The sequence below is a fragment of the Acidimicrobiia bacterium genome, assembly GCA_012959995.1.
Classification (GTDB): domain Bacteria; phylum Actinomycetota; class Acidimicrobiia; order Acidimicrobiales; family MedAcidi-G1; genus MedAcidi-G2B.
The window spans coordinates 122120-140971 of record DUCC01000002.1 but is presented as its reverse complement, the minus strand read 5'-3'; the positions used below and the strand labels follow the sequence as shown (position 1 = coordinate 140971).

Genomic DNA, 18852 nt, shown 5'->3' with positions numbered 1-18852 from the left:
CCAAGGAGAAAAACATGACCCGCCTAGCAATTTACCTCCAAGATGCTCACCCCATAACCGAGGCCATTGAATACGCCCAATACGCCGAAACCCAAGGCTTCGAAGCGGTATGGCAAGCCGACTCGCGTCTGGTGCGCGACGCCGTAGTACCTATGGCGGCCTTCGGGGCCTGCACCGAAACCATCAAAATTGGCTCCGGCGTGGTGGACTGCTGGACCCGCAACCCGGCCCGCTTAGCCTCCACATTTTCTACCCTCGACGACCTGGCCCCCGGCCGCATGATCTTGGGTATCGGCGCCTGGTGGGACCCACTGGCCAGCAAAGTAGGGATCGAACGCAAACGCCCCTTAGGAGTCATGCGCGAAGTGGTCACCACCGTGCGGGCCCTGCTGGCCGACGAAACGGTGACCTTCCACGGCGACTTTGTACACCTCGACGGGGTGGAGCTGGACTACGTCTACCAAGAACGCCGCCCCAAAGATGTACCCATTTACATTGGCGCAACCGGCCCCAAAATGCTAGAACTCACCGGAGAAATTGCCGACGGGGTGGTGCTCAACTATCTGGTGTCTCCTGAATACAACAAAAAAGCCATGCAGTCTTTAGAAACTGGCGCCGACCGGGCTGGCCGCAGCATGGACGACATTGACCGCCCCCAACTGGTGGTGTGTTCAGTGGCCGACACCCGAAAAGAAGCCCTCGACGGGGCTCGCCTTATGGTCACCCAATACTTGGGTCAACAACCACACATTATGAAAGCCTCCGGGGTACCCGAGTCGCTCTTAGAAGAAATCGGCCAAGTGCTGACCTGGCCCGCCACCCACGAACAAGTCGAAGCAGCCTCAAAACTGGTACCCGACGACATCGTGCAAATGATTTGCGCCGCCGGCACCCCCGACGAAGTACGAGAAAAAGTAGGACAATATATGCAAGACGGTTGCACCTGCCCCATCTTGTACCCCCTCGGCCCCGACGTAAAGATGATGATCGACACCTTCGCCGACTGGACCCCTTAATGGCCCGGCTGGTTATTCGTGGGGCCCGCTACCCCGGAGACATCGCCATAGAAAACGGGGTCATCGTGGCCCTCGGCACCGTCGAAGCCCAACCCGACGACCAGACACTGCGCTGCGAAGGTGACATCGTTACTGCTGGCTTAGTCAACACCCACCACCACCTGTATCAATGGATGACCCGCGGCCGAGCCACCGGCTGCAACCTTTTCGACTGGTTAGTAGAGCTCTACCCGGTGTGGAACCGGTTAAGCATCGAAGACGTACACGCCGCCGCCTTAGTAGGTCTCGGCGAGCTGGCCGCCACCGGCTGCACTACCGCCGCCGACCACCACTACCTGGTGCCCGGTGGAGACGACAGTGTTTTTGATGCCATCGTAGATGCGGCAAAACAAACCGGTATCCGGCTTTTTCTCTCGCGAGGATCAATGGACCTCGGCGAAAGCCAAGGAGGGCTCCCCCCAGACCGGGTGGTCGAAGACCGAGACGCCATCTTGGCTTCCACCGAAGCAGTAGCGGCCCGCCATCACGACGGCGACATGGTTCACGTAGTCGTCGCCCCCTGCAGCCCCTTCTCGGTAACCACCGAACTTATGGTCGAATCAGCAGAACTAGCCCGCCGCCTCGGTTTGCGTCTCCACACCCACCTGTGCGAAACCGCCGAAGAACAACAACACTGCTTAGATCGCTTCGGCATGCGCCCAGTAGAAATGCTGGACCAATGGGGATGGGTAGACAACGACGTTTGGTTAGCCCACGGCATACACATTGACGATTCAGAAATGCAACGCCTCGGAGCGGCCGGCACCGGCATCGCCCACTGCCCGTCGTCTAACGCTCGGCTAGCAGCCGGCATGTGCCGGGTTACCGACCTGTTGGCCGCCGGCTGCCCGGTAGGCCTCGGCGTAGACGGAGTGGCCTCTAATGAAGTAGGCGGCTTGTTCCCCGAATTACGCCAAGCGCTCTACACCGCCCGCTTGCGAGAACTTCGCCCCGACGCCCTAATGCCCGACCAAGTAATAGACCTCGCTACCCACGGAGGGGCGCAATGCCTGGGCTTAGAAAACGTGGGCCAACTGGCGCTAGGTCAACAAGCCGACCTGGCCATTTGGCCCGGCAACGACCTCGGCGACATGGCCGACGCCTTGGCCGGCTTAGTGATGGGCCCCGATCGTCGAGCCCGCCACGTGCTGGTAGGCGGCAAACCGGTGGTCACCGACGGAGAGGTTTTAGGTTTCGACTTAGCTTCCGCCCACCGAAACCTGGCTTCCCGTGCACAAGAACTCTGGGACTAAGGCAAAGAAAAGTAGACCTTTGGTTTTCTTTAGGCCATGATGGGTTCATGATCACCGCAGAGTTCACCATTGAACCGTTCGTAGATGGCGACCCGGGCCCCCACGTACAAGAGGCCATCGAGGCCATCGAAGCAACCGGGCTAACCGTAGAAGTCGGCCCTTTTGGTACCGCCATAACCGGCGACCAAGCGACCGTGCTGCCAGCTATTGAGGCCATGTTGCAAGCAGCAGTAAACAACGGAGCGACCCGAGTTTCGCTCCAACTCGAGATGAACTAAAGGGCCAGTTCAAGCACAAACAAGAAGCTTGCCCGGTAAATGCTTCCCGTGCAGAATGTAAAATGGGTCAAAAGTCCGCAAAGTAACGCGCGGCACCGCGAAATGTGGCAAGATAACTCTTGGTCAACATGGGCCGTCGGGGGAACGAAAACCCCCACCTGGTTGGCGTGTAGAGGAGAAAATAATGCGACGTCGTCTGTTTAGTTTGCTGGCTATTGTTCTCGCTTTTGGAGCCATTGCTTCCGCCTGCGGGTCCGATGACAGCGACAATGAAGTTAAAGCAGCTTTTATTTACGTAGGCCCCCCCGGTGATGCCGGATGGACATGGGCCCACGACCAAGGTCGGGTAGCGGCCGCTGAAGCCACCGGCATAGAAACCGCTTTTGTGGAATCTGTACCAGAAGGCACCGCCGACTTCGGCAACCATGCGCGTGACTTCATCGACCAGGGCTACAACGTCATCGTTGGTACCTCCTTTGGTTACATGGACGACATGCTCGCTCTGGCCGACGAATACCCCGACGTCGTCTTTGACCACGTTTCGGGCTACAAAAACAACGACACAAACTTCGGTAACTCGTTCGGACGCATGTACGAACCTCGTTATCTCTCCGGCATGGTGGCCGGCGCAATGACCGAAAGCAACTTGCTTGGTTACGTCGCCGCCTTCCCCATTCCTGAAGTAATCCGCGGCATCAACGCCTTCACCTTGGGCGCACAAGCCACCAACCCCGACGTACAGGTCGAGGTTGTTTGGACCAGCACCTGGTTTGACCCTGCCGTAGAAGGCGACTCTGCTCAAGCCCTCTTAGATAAGGGCGCCGACGTAATCGCCATGCATCAGGACTCCCCCGCAGCAGGCGAAAAAGCCGAAGCAGCAGGCGCACGTTGGGTTTCTTACAACTCAGACATGAGCGCTTTTGCGCCCACCGCCTACCTGACCGCACCGGTCTGGAACTGGGGCCCGCGTTACATCGACATCATCAACCAGGCCAAAGAAGGCACCTACACCGGTGGCTCCTACTGGGGCTCTATGGCTGACGGCGTAGTTGATCTCGCTCCTATCGCTTCGGACGTTCCCGGCGATGTAGTTGCAGAAGTAGCCGACGCGAGACAAGCCATCATTGACGGAGAACTCCATGTCTTTGCTGGCCCAATCACTGCCCAAGACAGCAGCGTTATGGTGGCCGCTGGCGAAACCATGGACGACGGCTCCATGCTCGGTATGGGTGCATTCGTTGAAGGCGTAATCGGTTCAACCGGCTGATTAGTTACTCATTGACTCGGTAGGCGGCGCCCGCGAAAAGATTCGTTGGCGCCGTCACCGCGTTTAATAAGAAACAACCCTCTTTATGACCCCCGCATCTACCGCCGCCGTTGACCTGGTGAATATCTGGAAACGTTTTCCTGGTGTAATCGCCAACGCAGGTGCATCGCTTCAAATAAAAACTGGGTCCATACATGCCGTCCTCGGAGAAAATGGTGCCGGCAAATCAACGCTCATGAACGTTTTGTCAGGGGTTTACCGACCCGACGAAGGCCAGGTACTTATCGACGGAGAAGCCCATCATTTTCGCTCTCCGTCCGACGCTTTAAACGCCGGCATCGGCATGGTCCATCAAGAATTTCGCTTAGTGCCGTCGTTCACGGTGGCGGAAAATGTGGTGCTGGGTGCTTCAGACCGGGTGGTACGCCGCACCGCAGTAGAAAAAGAAGTAGGCGAGTTGGCCGAACGCTTTGGCTTAGCGACCGACCCTAGCCGACCCATTTGGCAACTCTCAATGGGGGAGCGTCAACGCGTTGAAATACTCAAAGCCTTGTGGCGCAACGCACGCATTCTCATTTTAGATGAACCCACCGCAGTGCTCACCCCTTCTGAAGCGGACGAGTTGGGTCGGGTGCTCCGCACCATGGCCGACGATGGGCGATCAGTAATTTTTATTAGCCACAAACTGCATGAAGTAACCGGATTCTGTGATGAAGCGACCGTGTTACGTGGAGGAAAAACGGTGGCCGCTTCGCTTCAAGTAGCAGACACCAACGCCCACGAATTAGCCGGTCTCATGGTGGGGTCCTCCCCAGTCATTAGTGAGCGCCCCCCGGCCCGCCAAGCAGGTGAAGTCCTGTTGGAAGTAAAAAACCTCGAAGCGCAAAGCGACCGCAGCCTGCCCGTTTTACATGGCCTCAGCCTGCAAGTGCACAGCGGAGAAATTGTGGGCATCGCCGGGGTCTCGGGCAATGGCCAACGCGAAATGGCGCAAGTCATTGCCGGGTTGCGCCCCGCCACCGCAGGTTCGGTAAGCATTGCCGGGCAAGAGGTCACCGCAACACCTCCGGCCGTCCGCTTTAAAGCCGGATTGGGGTACGTACCCGAAGATCGTTTGGGCGTCGGGCTGGCTCCGCGCCTCACGGTGACCGAAAACGCCATACTGCGCAACTACCGCAACCTCCGCAGAGGCCCATTTCTGGACAACGACCAGGCCGACAGTCACTGCCAAGACATCGTTGAACGTTTTGGTGTAAAGACCGGCCCGATGCACGAACCCATCGCCGGCTTATCAGGAGGAAACCTGCAAAGACTCTTAGTGGGGAGAGAACTTAGTGGCGGCCCTAAAGTCTTGGTGGCGGCCCAACCCACACGAGGTCTTGACGTCAAAGGCGTAAAAGCTATTCAAGATTTGTTAATCGCCGAACGAGACGCCGGAGTGGCTGTCTTACTGGTTTCTGAAGACCTCGACGAACTCTTTACCCTCTCTGATCGACTTCTGGTTATCCACGATGGTCAGATTGTGGGCGAATTCAACCCCGAAACGGCACAACGCCACCAAGTGGGAGCCGCCATGACCGGAGAAGTGGTAGCGCAATGACTCGCCTAGTGCTGGTACGCCGCGAACAAGTATTAAAAGGTGGCCAACCGCTGGCCTTTTTGATCGGACTGGTTTTTGCCATGCTGGTCGGAGTGGTGCTTCTTTTAATTTCTGGCCACGACCCACTAGCCATTTATGGTCGCATGGTAGAAGCATCGCTGGGGAGCCCGAGAGCATGGTCGATCACGTTAAATAGAGCAGTCCCCTTGGGCCTGGCCGGCCTAGCCGTCGCCGTCGCTGGAAGCATGGGCCTCTGGAATATTGGGGCCGAAGGGCAAATCTTAGCCGGAGCCATGATGGCCGCTTGGGTAGCTCGTCTCGGCGAAGGATGGGCTAGCCCCCTGCTTATCACCGCCATGTTGGTGGCCGCAGTGGTTGGGGGAGCGTTGTTGGCTTCTGGGCCGGCGGTTGCCCGGGCGCAAATCGGGGTCAACGAAATCATTACCACCCTGATGCTGAACGAAGTGGCCTTGCGCTTACTCCAATGGCTTATTCACGGCTCGTGGAAAGACCCCGAATCGCACGGGTTCCCGCTGGCCCCTATGTTGCCTGACGAAGCGCGCTTGCCGGGTCTCTTTGAACGTGCCCACTGGGGCGTAGTTATAGCCCTCGGCGTGATTGCCTTATTTGGCCTAGTGGCCAGCCGAACAGCCTGGGGCTACGAACTTCGAGTCGCCGGGTCTTCGGGAGCCACGGCACGCTATGCCGGTATTTCTCTCAAACGAAAAATTACTACCGTCTTGATATTAAGTGGCGGAATCGCCGGCCTCGCGGGCGGCATCGAACTCTCCGGAAACGCCGACCGGATCACCGAAGGCATCTCTGCCGGTTACGGTTTTGCCGGCATTATTGTGGCCGCCCTTGCCTTGCTTCGGCCCTCTGGCGTAGCGGCCGTGGCCCTGCTGTTCGGCGCAGTACAAGTCGGCGGGTTGAGCATCCAAACCATGGGTGTCTCATCTTCGGTGTCAACAATATTGCAAGCCTTCATTCTCTTTGGAGCGATTGGGGCGGGCGTATTTAGCCGCTACGCCGTACGCCGAGTAAACAACGACAAAACAAGCAGCGAATCATGACCGAAGCATCAATGATTGGGCTTTTGAGCGCCACCGTTTCTTTCGGCGCACTGCTTTACCTGGCGGCCCTCGGTGAACTCGTTACCGAAAAATCGGGCATCTTAAACTTAGGCGTCGAAGGCATGATGGCCATTGGGGCAGTAACCGGTTTCATGGTGGCCTTAGAGACAAACAACCCGTGGATAGCGTTCCTGGCCGCCATCGTAGCAACCGCAGTTTTCGCTCTTCTGCATGGGCTTTTCACGGTCATTCTGGGGGCTGAGCAAGTGGTTTCTGGTTTGTCGCTCACCATTTTAGGTGTCGGCCTCGCAGCCTTTTTGGGTAAAGGCGCGGTGGGACGCCCTCCCGGAGCAGTATTGGCGCCCGTAGATTGGGGCCCGCTTTCTGATATTCCTTGGGTAGGAACAATATTTTTTAGCCAATCGCCGGTGGTTTATTTTGCGGTGCTGGCCGGCGTCGCAGTATCGCTTCTTTTAACGCACACCAGCGTTGGTTTGGCCCTGCGGGGAGCCGGAGAATCTGCGTCTACGGTCGACGCAGCAGGTTATTCGGTAACCGCTATTCGCCTCGCCGCCGTGGCCTTTGGCGGAGCGATGGCTGGCGCTTCGGGCGCCTACCTCACCCTCAGCCTTACCCCTCAGTGGGCCGAAGGCCTTACGGCAGGTCGAGGCTGGATAGCGGTAGCGCTGGTTATTTTTGGGGCATGGCGCCCCGGAAGAGCAGCGGTCGGGGCGGTACTCTTTGGCGGTTTGTTGGCTTTGAAGACCCGACTCCAAACTTTCGGGGTTGATCTTTCCCCCATTTTGCTTTCAATGCTGCCTTATTTGCTGACCATCGCCGTCTTGATTGTGATATCCATCCGGGCTCGTAATCGCCCTTCGGCTGCTCCGGCCGCTTTAGGCCAGACCTACCGTCGAGAAGAGCGCTAGCGGGTCACCCCAGAAAATAAGACGACCGCAGAAGCACTTGGGTCAAGCGTCCCGTCGGCGTGAGCGGTTAACAAGCCAGCCAAGCCAGCGGTGCCGGTGGGGTCGGCGTCGATGGCAGTATGGGCGTGGGTCAGTCGGTGGGCTTCGACAATGTCGGCTTCGGCGGCCACTACCGGCTGGTTATTTTGTTGCTGTAGCGCCCAAACCAATGGTTTCCAGTCGTAGGTGACGTCATCTAAAATGCCGCTGGCTGCCGATGCGGGGTTGGGCCACGGCTCCATAATTTGTGGAGCCTCCAGAGGTTCAGCGACGGTGCTGGCTGCTACTTTTTGAAAAGCTTGATTAAGCGGGGCGCAGCCTGCTGCCTGCACAGCCCGAAGGTGAGGCAGCGTAGACAAAGCCCCAAAATATTTGGCATCGACCAAAGCTTGCACGGTAGAAGAAGCCAAGGCTCCGCCGCCCACTTGAATAAAAAGGTGATCCGGCACTGACTGTTGTTCAACCCATGAAGCAGCAAGTTCAAAACCGAGTGTCCGCCCGCCATCTAAAGTAAAAATATTGTCGGTGCCTTGACAGCCAAAAGCGATAGCGCCTTGACTGACTACCTCACGAGACCGCAACACACAGGGGTCGCCGTCTTCGTGAGGTTGGCGCTCACAAATGCGTACTTGGGCTCCCAAATCATCAAGATGATCTAAAACGTTGGGGTCAGCCCAAGTGGGTACATGTACCGCCAGAGGACGTCCGGTGGCTCGAGCAATAACGGCGGCCGCTAAAGCAGCATTTCCGCAAGAAGCAATAGCCAGTGGCGTAGAGAGCGGCACCTCATCAACTGCTAAATGTAGGGCCAAACCAAACAAATGGCGGGCCTTATGGCTGCCCGAAACATTGTTGGTTTCGTCCTTTACCCAAAGACTGCCAGTGCGGCCCAACGACTCGTTGAGTTGGGGGGCGAGACCCAAGGGGGTGTGGCGAAAACCGGTGCCATCAACTTCTGCTACCGCTTGGTCGAGGCGCTCCACCATGGCCACAAATTTTTGATCAGACCAACCAGTATCTAAGGCCTTGGTGTACGACCACAGCAGCGACCGAAACTGTAAAAACGGGTTTTCGTTTGTTGTTTCTGCGCTCGGCCAAGTCGCTCCCGGGGGGGAGCCCAGCCAGCCTTGTTCCCGGGTGAGGGGAGTCATTAGTCGGCCAACACGCCGGTGCGGTCGTTGAACTCGTTGATCATCTCGTCCCAACCCGGGGCCAACCCTTGCAAGTATTTCCAGAAACCTTGTTGGCGGCGGATTTCGAAATCGGGGAAATCGATGCCTTGCTGCTCAACCCAGGTGTAGTAGCCCAAGTTAAAGATGCGGTTACGGCCAGCCTCATCAAGAATCTCAACGTTGCTGGTGTCGCAACCTTTGAGATGCTCTTCGGTGGCGGCTGCCGCTTCAGTGAGACCAAAACCGGAGGCGTAGCGGCCAGCAGCCATGGACTCCCGTTCGCTGCCGTACATTTCGGCGCCATCGGTGGCCACGGTAACGATGGCTTGGTCGGCCCCTAAGTTGAGTTCTTTAGCCAACTTTATGGAAGCCAATACGTTGCAAATACTCGACAGGCCAAAATGGCCGAGGGCATCAACGATGGCTGCCGGGACCCCTTGATCAAGAAGATGGGCGTGGCCGACTTCGGTATTGAAAACCATGCCCAGTTCATCGCAGGCCCGGTCGCTGATCGCCACCACTGCGTCAGTGTTCGCGGCATTATGGATAAGCGGAATGTGCTTGTCGCCAATGCCTTGAATGTTGTGCTCGCCGAACCCGTTGTTCAACATGGTGGGGCATTCCAGGGCCTCAACGGCCACAATGCGGGCTCCGTGATCAGCCTTGAGGCGTTCGCCGGCCGCCAAAGTACCGGCCGACCCAGAAGCGGCCACAAACGCCGCCAATTTCAAGCCAGGGTTTTTCTCAGCCAAGTTGAGGTAAAGGTGTTCTAAGGCTCGGCCAGTTACCTCGTGGTGACCAACGTGGTTAGCGAACTCGGAGAACTGGTTCAAAATAAAGTTGCTGGGGTCTTTTGAAAGTTCATGGCAAGCGTCGTAGATTTCTTTGACGTTGCTCTCTGAACCAGTGGTGCGAATCACGTCATCAGGGTTGGTGATCCATTCATCAAGCCATTCGAAGCGTTCTCGGCTCATGTTTTCGGGCAGTACGGCCACGCCACGGCACCCCATGAGACGAGAAATAGCTACCCCTCCACGGGCGTAGTTGCCGGTTGAAGGCCAAATGGCTCGGTGCTCGGTGGGGTCGTATTGCCCGGTGACTACCCGAGGAACCAAACAAGCGTAGGCAGCCAGCACCTTGTGGGCGCCGATCATAGGAAAACGGTTACCGAAAGCCACAATGATCGGGGCATCCACACCGGTGATTTCGCTGGTCAAAACCACGTGGTCGGGAAGGTCAACTTGCCCACCTTCGAGATCGTTGTACCAATGCACTCGGTAAAGGTTTCGGGGGTCGGCCGCATCGCGATCTACGTCGGCCAACGATGCTTGCACTTTGGCTGAGATTAGCGACGGGTCACCGAGTTGAGCAAAAGTAGGGAGGGCAATATTTTGTTGGCGAAAGCGATCGACGCTGCGCTGATAGCGCTCGCCGTCAACTACCTCATTTACGATGCCGAAACGCTCCGGATCAAAGGTAGCAAGATCAAATTTAGGGGAATCAAATGACCCCACGCCGTCACTGGTCAAGCTATGAATATCCATAAAAGAAAGGCTATCGGATTCGTCTTTAAGGGCGGGTCAAAATTCCCGGCAGCCTGACATGGAATCCATCAGAAAAGGTGTAAGACTGTAAGCATGATTCGGTGGATCTCACAGGTTGCAGCCAGCCTGTTCTTAGCTGCGATAATCGGCGTACTTATTTCGGGTACCGCCGGGCACTCTGACGACCCCCTCGTTACCCAAGTAGCTCTGGCTACTACCACGACCGTTGCCCCCACTTCTACCGAAACTCCTTCCACCACCGAAGCGGCTACCACTACGGCGCCCACCACTACCGAAGAGCCGGCAGAGGTCACGACGTCAACTACCAGCGAGGCGCCCACCACCACCGCGGCACCTACCACTACTACGGAGCCCGTTAACGAAGAAGAGGTGCTCGCCGCTTCTTATCCTTGGGGTCCTAGCGCCGAAGCAGCGGTGCTGCAAACCGTATTGGGTATTAGCGCCGATGGTTGGTACGGAGCGGGAACCCGAGACGCCCACCTCGCCGAGTTGGCGGCCCGAGGCATGAGTGAAAACAATGTGCCTCCGGTGCCCACCACCACCGCTCCGCCAGCAACTACCCCTCCACCGACCACCACTGTGGATTCGGGCTACCCAGATTTAACCCACTTGCCGCAAAGCACTCTCGATGCAGCGGCACTTTTCCTTGGTCATGATTGTGTACGAGATGGGATTGTCTCTGATTGTCCACAAGATGTGCTGGCCCGTCTTGATGCTGCCTTGGCGGTAATTGGTGCGTAGAGCGTTGGCTTTTGCTGACCGTCTTTTCCAAGCCACAACTTACAGTTGTTTTCAGCCAGTACGGTTTGCCTATGACCCCCACCGAAGTAGTTGACGCATTTATTGCCGCCATTGAACGCCAAGACATTGAAGAGGCAGTGAGCTTGCTGGCTCCTGAAGTGTCTTACGAAAACATGCCCATGGCCCCGCTGATAGGACACGAAGCAGTCAAGCAGACGCTAAAAATGTTTCTCGCTCCAGCCAGCGAAGTGAAATGGCCGGTGTTGCGCCAGATAGAAGTAGGCAACATGGTGTTCAACGAGCGTTTGGACTGTTTCAAAATAGGGGAGGGTTGGCTGGAACTCCCCATCGCTGGAGTATTCGAAGTGCACGATGACAAAATAACCCTGTGGCGCGACTACTTTGACATGAGCACCTACAGCACCCAAATGGCGGAGTTAGCAAAAAAATGACCCTGGCGAACCCAGCAGAATCAATTTATCCATTAGCAGATTTCTTTGGGATTGAACCGGTAAGAGAAGACGGCCGCATCGGCTGTCGGATCACCATCAACGAAAATCATCTCAACCCCCATGGTGTGGTACATGGTGGGGTGTTGTTCACCATGGTTGACCAAGCCATGGGCATGGCCGCTTACCAGCATCTTGCCCCGAACCAAATTTGCACTACTTTAGAAATCCATATTCGCTACCTCAAACCAGTAAGTGAGGGCGTAATTGAGGTGTTGACTACGGTGCTTAACCCGGGTCGCCGTATTGTGCAACTAGAAGCCAAAGCCACCGCCGGCGGGCGGGTAGTGGGGGCCGCTACCGGTTCTTTTGTAGTACTTACCTTGCCCGAGACGCCAGCGCTTAACATAAAAACAAAAATAAGCACCGACTTGCGCTGGTAATCCACCACACTTAGACCATGTTGTTGGTTCTGCGCCGCCGCCGAGGCAAAAAAGAGAGGTCCACCTGGGGCCCCTCGGGCGATGCCCGGCAGCGCTTCGCCGCTTTATCGCTGGGGGTCATTGCGGCAACCTTTGGTGGATTGGTGCTGGCCTCCGCCGATCAAACCTTGGCCGACCTCCCCGGTTTATTGATGCTGATACCAGGAGCAATTGCTCTTCGTGGCAACATTTTTGGAGCCATGGGCAGCCGTTTAGGTACCTCCGTGCATACCGGTACTTTTCGCTTGAACTTTCGCCGAGACGGCGTGGTGGGGCAAAATCTGCTGGCTGCCGTGGTGCTTTCTTTCGCCTTAAGCGTGGCGTTAGCGGTAATGGGCCGTGGTGTAGCCAATATTTTTGGGGTGGCCCCCACCTTGTCGCTAGCCGATTTTATTGTTGTCTCCACCGTCGGCGGGGTATTGGCATCAGTTTTGGTAGGAGTGGTCACCGTGGCCTTAGTGGCCGGGTCAGTGCGTTTCGGTTGGGACCTCGACAACGTGACCTCGCCGCTTGTCACGGCCCTCGGTGACCTCATAACCGTGCCCGCTTTGGTGCTAGCCGCCGGTTTGATAGGCATGACCGCATTGGTCAACACGCTGGCTGTAGTGCTTGTTTTTGTTACGGTGTTGGGCCTACTGGCTGTAGCAAAGTTTGGTCAAGTAGAACTCAAACTGATGGTCAGCCAATCGGTTTCAATTCTTTTGTTGGCGGCTTTTATAGACCTCTTAGCCGGAGTAACCGTAGAAAAACGTCTTGACGAATTATTGAGCGTAAAAGCGGTGCTCATTATGTTGCCAGCATTTCTGGCCACCGCAGGCGCTTTAGGGGGCATCTTAAGTAGCCGGCTCTCCACCCAATTTCACCTCGGCCTCGATGACGCCACCCCAGTGCCCAGCCGAGCCAGCCTGCGCGACATTCGTTCGGTAGTGGCTTTGGCCGCTCCGATCTTTGTGGCCGTGGCCGTAGCGGCTCACGTGTTGGCCTCGCTGGCTAGCCAGACATCACCGGGGTTAGGGCAATTGGTGCTGGTAGCGCTATTGGGTGGGGGCCTCGCCACTGTGCTGGTCGTCTTGGTGGCTTACTACACCACCATGAGTGCTTTCCGTTTTGGGCTGGACCCCGACACCTTTGGCATCCCCATGGTTACTTCCACCCTTGACTTGGTCGGCGCCTCGGCGCTCATTTTGGCCATCGGGGTGGTGGGGGTGGTATGAACTTTTTCTTTCCTTGGCGCTGTCCAAGGTTTATCCTTAACCAACAACCTCAAGTGAGGAACTAATGGAAGATCGACCCCGCACACTGCGGGCCATGCTGGCCGAAGCAAAAGACACTTCGGAATTAATGGTGGACCTGGCTTACGCCTCGGTTTACTTCAACGACCCAGACATGGCCGAAGAAGTAGAAGAACTCGAAGGCCATATGAGCGACCTAGTGCATGACATGCGCGCCGTGTGTGTTTTAGCGGCTCGTAGCGCTCGCGAGGCCGAAGGCATGTCGTCGGTGCTGCAGGTGGTTTCTGCCATCGAACGCATGGGCAACGATGCGGTAGACATTGCCCACATCGTGACCAAAAAATTGGGGATACCACACCAACTGGTGGCCGACCTTTCTGACGCCGAAGAAGTTTCGCATCGCGTGCTAGTCAGTGAAGGCTCGCACATGGCCCACCGGCCGTTATCGGCCCTAGAACTCACCGTGCAAGCTGGCATGAGCGTGATGGCCATTCGTCGAGGGCGCAACTGGATTACCGATATTGACGGCGGCACGGTGCTGGTACCCGATGATGTGTTGTTTTTGCGGGGGTCGCCTGAAGGCATTACCCGCCTGCGTGAGTTGGCCGCCGCTCCAGTATGGGAGCCTCCTCGAGCCGAAGATGGCCCAGCAGTCACCGACTTAGACCGAGCAGTTGACGTACTGGTCGAGATGAAAAACCTTTCGGAGGCGGCGGTTGGTTTGGCCTACAGCGCGTTGGTGCTGGCCGACCGTGGTTTAGCCGCTGAGGTATGCCACCTTGAAGATCGCCTCGACGAGATGAAAGAGAACCTTGAGTTGTGGGTGCTGCGTTCGGCGGGCGACAATATTGACCCGGCAGCACTGCGTGGGTTGCTGCATTTGGCTGAGGCCGCTGAAGACTTAGGCGACCAAGCCCAAGCCATGGTGTGGCTTATTGAAAAAGAAGAAGAACTCCACCCGATCTTAGGTATTGCTCTCGGGGAAGCCGACGAGGTGGTAGTGCGTTACCCCATTGCCGCAGGCTCTACCGCTGACGAGTCGACCCTGTCGGACCTTCAGTGGAATGTTGAACCGGGGTTCACGGTGCTGGCTATTCGCCGCGGCGGCCGATACGTCTACCGGCCGCGAGGAAAGAACCGTTTGCTGGCGGGTGACGAGATCATCGCCAGCGGCCCTGATGAAGGCTGCCCCATGTTGGCTCGCATGTGCGGATGGAACCTCGTAGTAGACGAAGATGGCGACAACCAGCTCGAACCCGCCTAAACCCCGTCACCGTTTCCGGGCGACGAGGTGTTTACCCCGGGTCTGACCCCGGGTAAACACCTTAGGCGGGGTCTTCGCCGTTGAAGAGTTCGGCAATGGCGCCTAACGAGCCCATGGTGGAGCTCAGTTCAGCAGGCAAGAAAATCTTGGTGGCTTGGCCGTCAGCGATGGTGCCTAAGGTTTCAAGGTATTTGATAGCCAGCAAGTCTGGGGTGGGGTCGCCCTCATGAATCGCACCATAAACGCTGCGAATAGCCAGAGCTTCACCCTGGGCCACCGTGTCTTGGCGGTAGCGTTCTGCGTCGGCTACCGCTTCGATGGCTTGCGCCTCGCCCTCCGCTCGAAGGATTTCCTGTTGCTTTACTCCTTCTGCAGTAAGGATGGCTGATTGTTTCTCACCTTCCGCCCGGGTAATTGCGGCTTCCTTTACCCCGTCGGCTTCGAGCACCACCGCTCGCCGGGTGCGTTCCGCTTTCATTTGCTCATGCATGGCGTGCATAACGTCAGCCGGCGGGTCAATGCGTTGAATCTCTACCCGCACCACTCGCACCCCCCACTTGTCGGTGGCGTCATCAAGTACCTCGCGCAAAGCCACGTTGACGACATCTCGAGAAGTCAAAGCGGAATCAAGCGACATGTCGCCAATGACGTTACGTAAGTTAGTTTGCGCCAACTTGGTGATGGCCAAAACAAAGTTGGCCACGTTATAAATCAGTCGTTGGGCGTCGGTGGGTTCGTAGTAGATGACGGCATCAACGGTCACCGTTACGTTGTCTTTGGTGATGACCTCTTGGGGCGGAACATCAATAACCCGTTCCCGCATATCAATTTTGGTCATGGACTGAAAAACAGGAACAATGAACTTTAAACCAGGTTCAACGGTATTTTTGTAACGACCCAGTTGTTCGATAACTCCTTTTTGGTAGGGGCGAATGATCTTGATGCCCGAAGCCATCCAGATAAATAAAACAAAAGCAAAAACTCCGAGAACAATTACTGCAGCCATGAAAACTCCTAATTAGTTGTTGATAGTGCGCACGATTGCTCGTGTGCCTTGGATTTCAAGTACTTCGATTGAGGAACCGGAAACAATGAGTTGCCCATCGGCGGCCTGCGCTGGCCATTCCTCGCGTCCGATGCGGACTGCCCCAAGTTTCTCGGCTTGCGGATCAAGGTCGGCCACCACCACACCGGTTTCGCCGATAAGACGGTCAGCGCCCACCCCAGTGGGGTTGGTTCCTTGATTGAGGTGCTTTACCAACGGGCGTACCGCAGCAAAAGACGCCAAAGAAACCCCAACAAAAGCAAGCCATTGCCAAAAATCAGAAGCACCAGCAAAAGCCAAAACGGCAGCGACTGCTGCGCCCACGGCAAAAGGGAGAATGAAAAAGGAAGCCCCGGTAACGATTTCGCCCACCACAAAAGTTGCGGCAGCCACTAACCAAACCCAACGCCATACCTCGGGATCCATGCGTTCCTCCTTGGAAGCTCTCCCTCAGGTTAACCCAAAGAACCGGGTTGTGTTCAGCGGATCACCCGAGATGGCCTAAGTGGACGATACCGTAGCCGCTCATGAACGCCCTCCCGCCGCTACGCCTTTTAAGCGTTCACGCCCACCCCGATGACGAAGCCTCAAAAGGGGCCTCTACCGTGGCCCGTTACCAAGCGGAAGGCGCCCGCTCGGTATTGGTGTGCTGCACCGGGGGAGAGGCCGGCGACATTCTCAATCCGGCCATGGACCGCCCAGAGGTAATCGAAAACCTGAAGGCTGTGCGTGCCGAAGAGCTCGCCGCCTCAGCCAGAATCATTGGCTACGACGAGGTAGTCATGTTGGGTTATCGCGACTCAGGGATGACTGATAGCGAAGACAACGCCCGCCCCGAAGCCTTCGCCAACGCTCCTTTAGAAGAATCAGTTGGTCGACTAGTAGCAATTATTCGCCGCGAGCGACCCCAAGTCATCATCACCTACCCCGATGAACGCAAGGGCTACAACCATCCCGATCATCTCATGGTGCATGACATTACTTTGCCGGCCTTCGAAGCCGCCGGTGACCCCGAGCAATACCCCGAAGCAGGTGAACCATGGCAGCCCTCAAAACTGTATTTTACGGTGTGGTCACGCACCCGAATGGAAGCGCTGCACGCCAAGTTCACCGAACTCGGGTTGGAATCTCCCTACGACGAATGGTGGTTCAAAAAACGAGAATCTCGCGATCACCTGATTACCACCCAAATAGATATCGGCCCCTGGTGGGAAGTGCGCGGCGAAGCTTTGCGAGCCCACGCCACACAAATAGACCCCGCTTCTTCCTTTTGGTTCGGCCTGCCCGACGAACACGCCCGAACTGTTCACCCTTACGACGAATATGTGTTAGTACGGTCAAAACTGGGCGAAATAAAACAAGGAATTTATGAAGATGATTTGTTCGCCGGGCTACGCAACAATGAAGGTAACTAATGGCGTCATTTCTTTCTGAACCATGGGTTCAAGAACTCGGGCCAACCCTCAACGACCTTCCTGAACAACAAGAGGTAACCGGCAGCATCCGTTTTGCCGTAACCAGTACCCCGCACGGCAAAGTGCAATTCCGGCTAATGATTGTTGACGGGCAGGTAAAAGAAGTAATACCGGGCCGCGAAGGCGAAGCAGACGTCATTGCTACCTTTAAGTACCCCGATGCGGTGGCATGGTTTCAAGGCCAACTCGATACCGACTATGCCTACATGATGGGTTTAGTAAAATTTGAAGGCGACTACTCGGCGTTTGTTTACCGCCTTCGGCCCGTATGGGCCAGTGAAGCCTGGGCACAAGCCCTTGCGGGGTTAGCCCAAAACACGCAGCTTGAAGATTAACTATCCCGTTGGGCGTCGCGTACCTGCGCCCAAGTAACCATTATCACCTCGTGTTTATTCAGCGCATCCACCAGCGAGGATTCTGCGGTAAGCAATGCCGCGTGATTAACCCGTTGTTCCCAGCCAGCGCATAAATGGCGAAGCTCTGGAGTGTCAATGGCCGGTTGCATCGCTACTTCGGTGACCCCCGGAGCCAGATTTTCTAAGACCTCCAATAACTGAGCGGTGCTGGCTAACAGCAGACGGCGATGGTGATCAACAGAAAGTATCCCTTCGTCGGCCGCTAAAGAACGAAAAGGAAAACCGGCAGCCAACTCAACCTCTGGGCTCTCTAGTCGAAGCGGCAGGTTGAAGTCCACGGCTAAATCAAGCATGACATCAAAAAACTCCGGACGGTCTTGCAGAGCCCCCAAGTGGCTGCTGAGATGGGTGACATCAAAACCCCACAAAATAGCGCGCTCAAGTTGAGCACGGCACTCTCGGCGGGTTTCGTCAAGGTCGGCGTGGTCCCACAAGTCAATGGTGGTGCGGGGAAAGCCTCCGTCGCCATCCAACAAACTGGGTGCTTGAGTGATCGCTCGCCACCGGTAGCAATCCAACTCAGCGTTAAGCGTTAAATGCACCCCGACAGATTCACCCCGGTAAAGAGAAGCGGCGTGGCGAGCCCAAGGACCCGGCATCATAAGCCCGGCTCCGGTAGCCGGCCCCTGGCGGATACTTTGATAAACCCCCATGTTGCTGGCATGGCACATGCCGAGTTGGTCAGCGGTCAAAATGAGCAGACGCTGTTCAGATGGGTATCCCAAGAGGCTGTTGAGGGTGTTCACCCCCGAAACCGTATCGGAAGAGAGCCTTGAGGTAAACCACGGGTCACCCAAACTTTTCTAGTGGCACATGGTTTCCGTTACAAACTGCCCAGAGCCCACGCTGATCCGCTCGGGCACGGCTCTCCGCTGCCTCAAGATCGCGGCGCATCCCATCGTTGGGTTCAATATGAAGCGAGGCAGCAAAGCCTTGTTCTACCAGTACCAAATTGATGTTGAGGCCATCGTTAAGGCGCTCAAGGTAAGCCAACAATCGACCATAATGATCGCGGGGTTCAACGTCTCGATGCAAGAGGACAGCGGTACCCGGTGGAAGCAACAAGGCAAGGCGAGCAGAGGCTTCCTTTCCGAAGCATTCAGGAGGTCGATTAGGGTGCACCGTTTCTGGGGTATCAATGCCCAACAGGCGAACAGATTCGGTGGTGTCACCTAAGGCCACAGCCACGGTGTCGCCGTCAATAACCCCGACGACCGTGCCCAACCCAGCGGGCGAAGAATTTTGCCCACAGGAAGAAAGAACAGTAATCGTGGCGGCCAGCACGAGGCCAATAAAAAAGGTTTGCTGCTTCATGAAACTTTCGGTTCTTCAGGCTGTTTAGGGGGAAACCGGTCAGCCTCTGGGTGGGGATGTCGGTGAAGCTCGGCTCGAGCTCGAGCGACCCCCGCCAAACCAATGGCCCGGGTTCGTTTGTCAATACGACCCCAGCGGGAAGAAGGAAGCGGTGAAAAATAGAGTTGTTCATTCATATCTTCATTATGAACGAAGGGTGTGAC

At 56.4% G+C, this 18852-nt stretch carries 21 protein-coding genes; 14 read left to right on the top strand and 7 right to left on the bottom strand.

Annotated elements, in window-relative coordinates:
* The first annotated feature begins 14 nt into the window (after positions 1-14).
* The 7 genes from EYQ49_00780 (at position 15) to EYQ49_00750 (ending at position 7455) form a co-directional block, all read left to right on the top strand.
* On the top strand, positions 15-1016 hold the full coding sequence (locus EYQ49_00780) for an LLM class flavin-dependent oxidoreductase (GenBank protein ID HIG24413.1): 1002 nt from the start codon (positions 15-17) through the stop codon (positions 1014-1016).
* Positions 1016-2308, top strand: a complete 1293-nt coding sequence (locus EYQ49_00775) for an 8-oxoguanine deaminase (GenBank protein ID HIG24412.1) — start codon at positions 1016-1018, stop codon at positions 2306-2308. Before EYQ49_00780 ends, EYQ49_00775 begins: the two co-directional genes overlap by 1 nt.
* A 47-nt stretch (positions 2309-2355) precedes the next feature.
* A complete protein-coding gene (locus tag EYQ49_00770; protein ID HIG24411.1) occupies positions 2356-2586 on the top strand; it encodes a hypothetical protein in 231 nt (76 codons plus the stop codon).
* Positions 2587-2770: 184 nt separating this feature from the next.
* A complete protein-coding gene (locus EYQ49_00765; protein HIG24410.1) occupies positions 2771-3853 on the top strand; it encodes a BMP family ABC transporter substrate-binding protein in 1083 nt (360 codons plus the stop codon).
* Positions 3854-3938: 85 nt separating this feature from the next.
* Positions 3939-5453, top strand: a complete 1515-nt coding sequence (locus EYQ49_00760) for an ABC transporter ATP-binding protein (protein ID HIG24409.1) — start codon at positions 3939-3941, stop codon at positions 5451-5453.
* A complete protein-coding gene (locus EYQ49_00755) occupies positions 5450-6526 on the top strand; it encodes an ABC transporter permease (GenBank protein ID HIG24408.1) in 1077 nt (358 codons plus the stop codon). Before EYQ49_00760 ends, EYQ49_00755 begins: the two co-directional genes overlap by 4 nt.
* Positions 6523-7455 carry an ABC transporter permease gene (locus tag EYQ49_00750; GenBank protein ID HIG24407.1) on the top strand — a complete coding sequence of 311 codons (933 nt, stop codon included), beginning with the start codon at positions 6523-6525 and terminating at the stop codon, positions 7453-7455. Before EYQ49_00755 ends, EYQ49_00750 begins: the two co-directional genes overlap by 4 nt.
* Here the strand turns inward: EYQ49_00750 and EYQ49_00745 are convergent.
* Together EYQ49_00745 and EYQ49_00740 are read right to left on the bottom strand one after the other, a co-directional pair.
* On the bottom strand, positions 7452-8645 hold the full coding sequence (locus tag EYQ49_00745; GenBank protein ID HIG24406.1) for a PLP-dependent lyase/thiolase: 1194 nt from the start codon (positions 8643-8645) through the stop codon (positions 7452-7454). The genes EYQ49_00750 and EYQ49_00745 overlap by 4 nt on opposite strands.
* A complete protein-coding gene (locus EYQ49_00740; protein ID HIG24405.1) occupies positions 8645-10210 on the bottom strand; it encodes a pyridoxal-phosphate dependent enzyme in 1566 nt (521 codons plus the stop codon). The genes EYQ49_00745 and EYQ49_00740 overlap by 1 nt, the downstream gene beginning before the upstream one ends.
* Before the next feature lie 93 nt (positions 10211-10303).
* Here EYQ49_00740 and EYQ49_00735 point away from each other — a divergent pair, with 93 nt between their 5' ends.
* The 5 genes from EYQ49_00735 (at position 10304) to EYQ49_00715 (ending at position 14399) form a co-directional block, all read left to right on the top strand.
* A complete protein-coding gene (locus EYQ49_00735) occupies positions 10304-10972 on the top strand; it encodes a hypothetical protein (protein ID HIG24404.1) in 669 nt (222 codons plus the stop codon).
* Positions 10973-11043: 71 nt separating this feature from the next.
* The gene (locus tag EYQ49_00730; GenBank protein HIG24403.1) at positions 11044-11424 is read left to right on the top strand and encodes a limonene-1,2-epoxide hydrolase; all 381 of its coding nucleotides are present in this window, start codon (positions 11044-11046) and stop codon (positions 11422-11424) included.
* On the top strand, positions 11421-11864 hold the full coding sequence (locus EYQ49_00725; GenBank protein HIG24402.1) for a PaaI family thioesterase: 444 nt from the start codon (positions 11421-11423) through the stop codon (positions 11862-11864). The genes EYQ49_00730 and EYQ49_00725 overlap by 4 nt, the downstream gene beginning before the upstream one ends.
* Before the next feature lie 17 nt (positions 11865-11881).
* Positions 11882-13117 carry a hypothetical protein gene (locus tag EYQ49_00720; protein ID HIG24401.1) on the top strand — a complete coding sequence of 412 codons (1236 nt, stop codon included), beginning with the start codon at positions 11882-11884 and terminating at the stop codon, positions 13115-13117.
* Positions 13118-13181: 64 nt separating this feature from the next.
* Positions 13182-14399 (top strand): potassium channel protein, encoded by a 1218-nt coding sequence (locus tag EYQ49_00715; GenBank protein HIG24400.1) that lies wholly within the window; start codon positions 13182-13184, stop codon positions 14397-14399.
* Between the two features lie 61 nt (positions 14400-14460).
* On the opposite strand, the gene EYQ49_00710 is transcribed toward EYQ49_00715, so the two are convergent.
* Together EYQ49_00710 and EYQ49_00705 are read right to left on the bottom strand one after the other, a co-directional pair.
* Positions 14461-15354: an SPFH/Band 7/PHB domain protein gene (locus EYQ49_00710; GenBank protein ID HIG24399.1), complete on the bottom strand. Its 894-nt coding sequence runs from the start codon at positions 15352-15354 to the stop codon at positions 14461-14463.
* Between the two features lie 63 nt (positions 15355-15417).
* Positions 15418-15870, bottom strand: a complete 453-nt coding sequence (locus EYQ49_00705) for an NfeD family protein (GenBank protein HIG24398.1) — start codon at positions 15868-15870, stop codon at positions 15418-15420.
* Positions 15871-15971: 101 nt separating this feature from the next.
* Between EYQ49_00705 and mca the strand changes: the two genes are divergently transcribed.
* Together mca and EYQ49_00695 are read left to right on the top strand one after the other, a co-directional pair.
* A complete protein-coding gene (mca, locus tag EYQ49_00700; protein HIG24397.1) occupies positions 15972-16859 on the top strand; it encodes a mycothiol conjugate amidase Mca in 888 nt (295 codons plus the stop codon).
* The gene (locus EYQ49_00695; GenBank protein ID HIG24396.1) at positions 16859-17254 is read left to right on the top strand and encodes a hypothetical protein; all 396 of its coding nucleotides are present in this window, start codon (positions 16859-16861) and stop codon (positions 17252-17254) included. Before mca ends, EYQ49_00695 begins: the two co-directional genes overlap by 1 nt.
* On the opposite strand, the gene EYQ49_00690 is transcribed toward EYQ49_00695, so the two are convergent.
* The 3 genes from EYQ49_00690 to EYQ49_00680 are packed head-to-tail and all read right to left on the bottom strand — an operon-like array spanning position 17251 to position 18825.
* The gene (locus EYQ49_00690) at positions 17251-18081 is read right to left on the bottom strand and encodes a ChbG/HpnK family deacetylase (GenBank protein ID HIG24395.1); all 831 of its coding nucleotides are present in this window, start codon (positions 18079-18081) and stop codon (positions 17251-17253) included. The two genes, EYQ49_00695 and EYQ49_00690, sit on opposite strands and share 4 nt — an antisense overlap.
* A 43-nt stretch (positions 18082-18124) precedes the next feature.
* On the bottom strand, positions 18125-18649 hold the full coding sequence (locus EYQ49_00685) for a nuclease (protein ID HIG24394.1): 525 nt from the start codon (positions 18647-18649) through the stop codon (positions 18125-18127).
* Positions 18646-18825 (bottom strand): hypothetical protein, encoded by a 180-nt coding sequence (locus tag EYQ49_00680; GenBank protein ID HIG24393.1) that lies wholly within the window; start codon positions 18823-18825, stop codon positions 18646-18648. The genes EYQ49_00685 and EYQ49_00680 overlap by 4 nt, the downstream gene beginning before the upstream one ends.
* Positions 18826-18852 lie beyond the last annotated feature (27 nt).

What these genes read in the sequence shown, in the direction of transcription:
- EYQ49_00740 (HIG24405.1), bottom strand. Translation starts at nt 10,210, where the DNA reads ATGGATATTCATAGCTTGACCAGTGACGGCGTGGGGTCATTTGATTCC.
- EYQ49_00710 (HIG24399.1), bottom strand. Translation starts at nt 15,354, where the DNA reads ATGGCTTCGGGCATCAAGATCATTCGCCCCTACCAAAAAGGAGTTATC.
- EYQ49_00730 (HIG24403.1), top strand. Translation starts at nt 11,044, where the DNA reads ATGACCCCCACCGAAGTAGTTGACGCATTTATTGCCGCCATTGAACGC.
- EYQ49_00780 (HIG24413.1), top strand. Translation starts at nt 15, where the DNA reads ATGACCCGCCTAGCAATTTACCTCCAAGATGCTCACCCCATAACCGAG.
- EYQ49_00680 (HIG24393.1), bottom strand. Translation starts at nt 18,825, where the DNA reads ATGAATGAACAACTCTATTTTTCACCGCTTCCTTCTTCCCGCTGGGGT.
- EYQ49_00705 (HIG24398.1), bottom strand. Translation starts at nt 15,870, where the DNA reads ATGGATCCCGAGGTATGGCGTTGGGTTTGGTTAGTGGCTGCCGCAACT.
- EYQ49_00725 (HIG24402.1), top strand. Translation starts at nt 11,421, where the DNA reads ATGACCCTGGCGAACCCAGCAGAATCAATTTATCCATTAGCAGATTTC.
- EYQ49_00745 (HIG24406.1), bottom strand. Translation starts at nt 8,645, where the DNA reads ATGACTCCCCTCACCCGGGAACAAGGCTGGCTGGGCTCCCCCCCGGGA.
- EYQ49_00775 (HIG24412.1), top strand. Translation starts at nt 1,016, where the DNA reads ATGGCCCGGCTGGTTATTCGTGGGGCCCGCTACCCCGGAGACATCGCC.
- mca (HIG24397.1), top strand. Translation starts at nt 15,972, where the DNA reads ATGAACGCCCTCCCGCCGCTACGCCTTTTAAGCGTTCACGCCCACCCC.
- EYQ49_00685 (HIG24394.1), bottom strand. Translation starts at nt 18,649, where the DNA reads ATGAAGCAGCAAACCTTTTTTATTGGCCTCGTGCTGGCCGCCACGATT.
- EYQ49_00735 (HIG24404.1), top strand. Translation starts at nt 10,304, where the DNA reads ATGATTCGGTGGATCTCACAGGTTGCAGCCAGCCTGTTCTTAGCTGCG.
- EYQ49_00750 (HIG24407.1), top strand. Translation starts at nt 6,523, where the DNA reads ATGACCGAAGCATCAATGATTGGGCTTTTGAGCGCCACCGTTTCTTTC.
- EYQ49_00715 (HIG24400.1), top strand. Translation starts at nt 13,182, where the DNA reads ATGGAAGATCGACCCCGCACACTGCGGGCCATGCTGGCCGAAGCAAAA.
- EYQ49_00720 (HIG24401.1), top strand. Translation starts at nt 11,882, where the DNA reads ATGTTGTTGGTTCTGCGCCGCCGCCGAGGCAAAAAAGAGAGGTCCACC.
- EYQ49_00770 (HIG24411.1), top strand. Translation starts at nt 2,356, where the DNA reads ATGATCACCGCAGAGTTCACCATTGAACCGTTCGTAGATGGCGACCCG.
- EYQ49_00760 (HIG24409.1), top strand. Translation starts at nt 3,939, where the DNA reads ATGACCCCCGCATCTACCGCCGCCGTTGACCTGGTGAATATCTGGAAA.
- EYQ49_00755 (HIG24408.1), top strand. Translation starts at nt 5,450, where the DNA reads ATGACTCGCCTAGTGCTGGTACGCCGCGAACAAGTATTAAAAGGTGGC.
- EYQ49_00765 (HIG24410.1), top strand. Translation starts at nt 2,771, where the DNA reads ATGCGACGTCGTCTGTTTAGTTTGCTGGCTATTGTTCTCGCTTTTGGA.
- EYQ49_00695 (HIG24396.1), top strand. Translation starts at nt 16,859, where the DNA reads ATGGCGTCATTTCTTTCTGAACCATGGGTTCAAGAACTCGGGCCAACC.